Origin of the sequence: Psychrobacter sp. APC 3279 (assembly GCF_030407795.1) — a bacterium.
GTDB lineage: Bacteria > Pseudomonadota > Gammaproteobacteria > Pseudomonadales > Moraxellaceae > Psychrobacter.
Window position 1 is genome coordinate 1 of record NZ_JASDCR010000035.1, and the last position, 4,446, is coordinate 4,446.

The window sequence follows — 4,446 nt, forward strand, 5'->3', positions numbered from 1 at the left end:
AATAGAGAGCTGACGATGACCTACTCTCACATGGGCGAACCACACTACCATTGGCGCTACGATGTTTCACTTCTGAGTTCGGGAAGGGATCAGGTGGGGCCATCGCGCTATTGTCGTCAGCAAAGGGGGTTAGATATGAGTCTGTTGTTGTTTTTATTGTTTGACTATAAATGTTTAGTTTATGGTCGATCAACTTGTAACCTAACTGAATCAAGGTTAAAGGTGATATCGAAATGTTCTGTCTGTTTCTATAGCCTGAGCTATACAAGATAGATTAATTAGACTTGTATACAAACCACTTGGGTGTTGTATGGTCAAGCCAAACGAGCAATTAGTACAGGTTAGCTACACGCATCGCTGCGCTTCCACACCCTGCCTATCAACGTCCTAGTCTTGAACGGCTCTTTAGGGAAATCTAATCTTGAGGTGGGCTTCCCGCTTAGATGCTTTCAGCGGTTATCCCATCCGAACGTAGCTACCGGGCAATGCCACTGGCGTGACAACCCGAACACCAGAGGTTCGTCCACTCTGGTCCTCTCGTACTAGGAGCAGATCCTCTCAAATTTCCAACGCCCACGGTAGATAGGGACCGAACTGTCTCACGACGTTCTAAACCCAGCTCGCGTACCTCTTTAAATGGCGAACAGCCATACCCTTAGGACCTGCTTCAGCCCTAGGATGAGATGAGCCGACATCGAGGTGCCAAACACCGCCGTCGATATGAACTCTTGGGCGGTATCAGCCTGTTATCCCCAGAGTACCTTTTATCCGTTGAGCGATGGCCCTTCCATACAGAACCACCGGATCACTAAGACCTACTTTCGTACCTGCTCGACTTGTGGGTCTCGCAGTTAAGCGCGCTTTTGCCTTTATACTCTACGACCGATTTCCGACCGGTCTGAGCGCACCTTCGTACTCCTCCGTTACTCTTTAGGAGGAGACCGCCCCAGTCAAACTACCCACCATACATTGTCCTCGGTATTGTTATACCTGAGTTAGAACCCCAACATGACCAGGGTGGTATTTCAAGATTGGCTCCACCAAGACTAGCGTCTCGGCTTCAAAGCCTCCCACCTATCCTGCACAAGTCAGGTCAAAGTTCAATGTAAAGCTGTAGTAAAGGTTCACGGGGTCTTTCCGTCTAGCCGCGGGTACACAGCATCTTCACTGCGATTTCGATTTCACTGAGTCTCTGCTGGAGACAGCGCTGCCATCATTATGTCATTCGTGCAGGTCGGAACTTACCCGACAAGGAATTTCGCTACCTTAGGACCGTTATAGTTACGGCCGCCGTTTACTGGGGCTTCGATCAAGAGCTTCGCTTACGCTAACCCCATCAATTAACCTTCCAGCACCGGGCAGACATCACACCCTATACGTCCACTTTCGTGTTTGCAGAGTGCTGTGTTTTTAATAAACAGTTGCAGCAGCCTGGTATCTGCGACTGCCAACAGCTCAAGGAGCAAGTCCTATCACCATCAACAGCGTACCTTCTCCCGAAGTTACGGTACCATTTTGCCTAGTTCCTTCAGCAGAGTTCTCTCAAGCGCCTTGGTATTCTCTACCTGATCACCTGTGTCGGTTTAGGGTACGATTCGTTTATAACTATTGCTTAGAAGCTTTTCCTGGAAGCATGGTATTTGCCACTTCGCTGTACAAGTACAGCTTGCTATCAGATCTCGGTATAAAATAGCCCGGATTTACCTAAGCTATAAACCTACATCCTTTCACCTGGACAACCAACGCCAGGCTGACATAACCTTCTCCGTCCCTCCATCGCATTATAAACAAGTATCGGAATATTAACCGATTTCCCATCGACTACGCCTTTCGGCCTCGCCTTAGGGGTCGACTCACCCAGCCCCGATTAACGTTGGACTGGAACCCTTGATCTTCCGGCGTGCGAGCTTTTCACTCGCATTATCGTTACTCACGTCAGCATTCGCTCTTGTGATACCTCCAGCATGCTTTACAACACACCTTCACAGGCTTACACAACGCTCCCCTACCACTTGAAAACAAATTCAAATCCGCAGCTTCGGCTCCTAGTTTGAGCCCCGTTACATCTTCCGCGCGGGCCGACTCGACTAGTGAGCTATTACGCTTTCTTTAAAGGATGGCTGCTTCTAAGCCAACCTCCTAGCTGTCTATGCCTTCCCACCTCGTTTCCCACTTAACTAGGAATTTGGGGCCTTAGCTGGCGGTCTGGGTTGTTTCCCTCTCCACGATGGACGTTAGCACCCACCGTGTGTCTCCCGGATATCACTCATCGGTATTCGGAGTTTGCATCGGTTTGGTAAGTCGGTATGACCCCCTAGCCGAAACAGTGCTCTACCCCCAATGGTGTTCGTCCGAGGCGCTACCTAAATAGCTTTCGGGGAGAACCAGCTATCACCGAGTTTGATTAGCCTTTCACCCCTATCCACAAGTCATCCCCTGGCTTTTCAACGACAGTGGGTTCGGTCCTCCGGTGCCTGTTACGGCACTTTCAACCTGCTCATGGATAGATCACTCGGTTTCGGGTCTATACCCTGCAACTAAACGCCCTATTAAGACTCGGTTTCCCTACGGCTCCCCTAAACGGTTAACCTTGCTACAGAATATAAGTCGCTGACCCATTATACAAAAGGTACGCGGTCACCCAACAAGTGGGCTCCCACTGCTTGTACGCACACGGTTTCAGGTTCTATTTCACTCCCCTCACAGGGGTTCTTTTCGCCTTTCCCTCACGGTACTGGTTCACTATCGGTCAGTCAGGAGTATTTAGCCTTGGAGGATGGTCCCCCCATCTTCAAACAGGATTTCTCGTGCCCCGCTCTACTTAATATGTTAATGCTAATGTTTCGAATACAGGACTATCACCTACTACGGTCAGCTTTCCCACGCTGTTCTTCTACATTAGTACTAATCGGCTTCTCCCCGTTCGCTCGCCGCTACTAGGGGAATCTCAATTGATGTCTATTCCTAAGGGTACTGAGATGTTTCACTTCCCCTCGTTCGCTTCCTAATAAATTAGGATACCTACCTTATGGTAAGTGGGTTTCCCCATTCAGAAATCTCCGGATCACAGGATATTGCCGCCTCCCCGAAGCTTATCGCAGGCTGTCACGTCTTTCATCGCCTCTGACTGCCAAGGCATCCACCATGTGCGCTTCATTACTTGACCATACAACCCCAAGTAGTCTTTCGACTCCAAAGTGTCATACAATCTAATTATGATAACGATATCACCTATGTTTATACGCTTGATTCAGTTCTCTTTACTTTTTTTAATAACTCACCCCTGGGATAACAACTGATGTCGTTAAGAGGTGGGTTATTAAGGTTAAGAAGTGCGCGTGAACACGCTCTTCTTAACCCAGACTCATATCTATGTTTTTAAATAGTCTCTATGCTCTCGTCGAGTCACAGATTCTGTATAAAACAGAAAGAAGTAATCTTGTGCAAATCACTTATTTCTATTTAATACCTATTTATTTATTAGCATCTAAAGCTTACTTAACCGTCTTAGTAGTGGTGGAGCCAAACGGAGTCGAACCGTTGACCTCCTGCGTGCAAGGCAGGCGCTCTACCAACTGAGCTATGGCCCCATTGTAAAATGGTGGGTCTAGGTGGACTTGAACCACCGACCCCCGCGTTATCAACACGGTGCTCTAACCAGCTGAGCTACAGACCCTAATACGTTTGTTAAAAACGTAAGCTTAAACTAAAGAACAACTTGTTGTGAATTCTTGCTGACCGAATGCGTCTATAAGGAGGTGATCCAGCCGCAGGTTCCCCTACGGCTACCTTGTTACGACTTCACCCCAGTCATCAACCACACCGTGGTGAACGCCTCCCCGAAGGTTAAGCTATCCACTTCTGGTGCAATCAACTCCCATGGTGTGACGGGCGGTGTGTACAAGGCCCGGGAACGTATTCACCGCGGCATTCTGATCCGCGATTACTAGCGATTCCTACTTCATGGAGTCGAGTTGCAGACTCCAATCTGGACTACGATAGGCTTTTTGAGATTCGCATCACATCGCTGTGTAGCTGCCCTCTGTACCTACCATTGTAGCACGTGTGTAGCCCTGGTCGTAAGGGCCATGATGACTTGACGTCGTCCCCGCCTTCCTCCAGTTTGTCACTGGCAGTATCCTTAGAGTTCCCGGCTTAACCCGCTGGTAACTAAGGACAAGGGTTGCGCTCGTTGCGGGACTTAACCCAACATCTCACGACACGAGCTGACGACAGCCATGCAGCACCTGTATTCTAATTCCCGAAGGCACTCCCGCATCTCTGCAGGATTCTAGATATGTCAAGACCAGGTAAGGTTCTTCGCGTTGCATCGAATTAAACCACATGCTCCACCGCTTGTGCGGGCCCCCGTCAATTCATTTGAGTTTTAACCTTGCGGCCGTACTCCCCAGGCGGTCTACTTATTGCGTTAGCTGCGTCACTAAG

The 4,446-nt window shown here is 49.0% G+C and carries 2 tRNA genes and 3 rRNA genes; all 5 read right to left on the reverse strand.

The window, feature by feature from the left end:
- Nucleotides 1-7 precede the first annotated feature (7 nt).
- Nucleotides 8-121 (reverse strand): 5S ribosomal RNA (gene rrf / locus QL898_RS13615).
- 189 nt (nucleotides 122-310) lie between these two features.
- Nucleotides 311-3,166 (reverse strand): 23S ribosomal RNA (locus QL898_RS13620).
- A 348-nt stretch (nucleotides 3,167-3,514) separates the two neighbouring features.
- Nucleotides 3,515-3,590, reverse strand: a tRNA-Ala gene (locus QL898_RS13625).
- 9 nt (nucleotides 3,591-3,599) lie between these two features.
- A tRNA-Ile gene (locus QL898_RS13630) sits at nucleotides 3,600-3,676 on the reverse strand.
- Between the two features lie 75 nt (nucleotides 3,677-3,751).
- Nucleotides 3,752-4,446: ribosomal RNA gene (locus QL898_RS13635) — 16S ribosomal RNA — on the reverse strand; the annotation flags it as partial.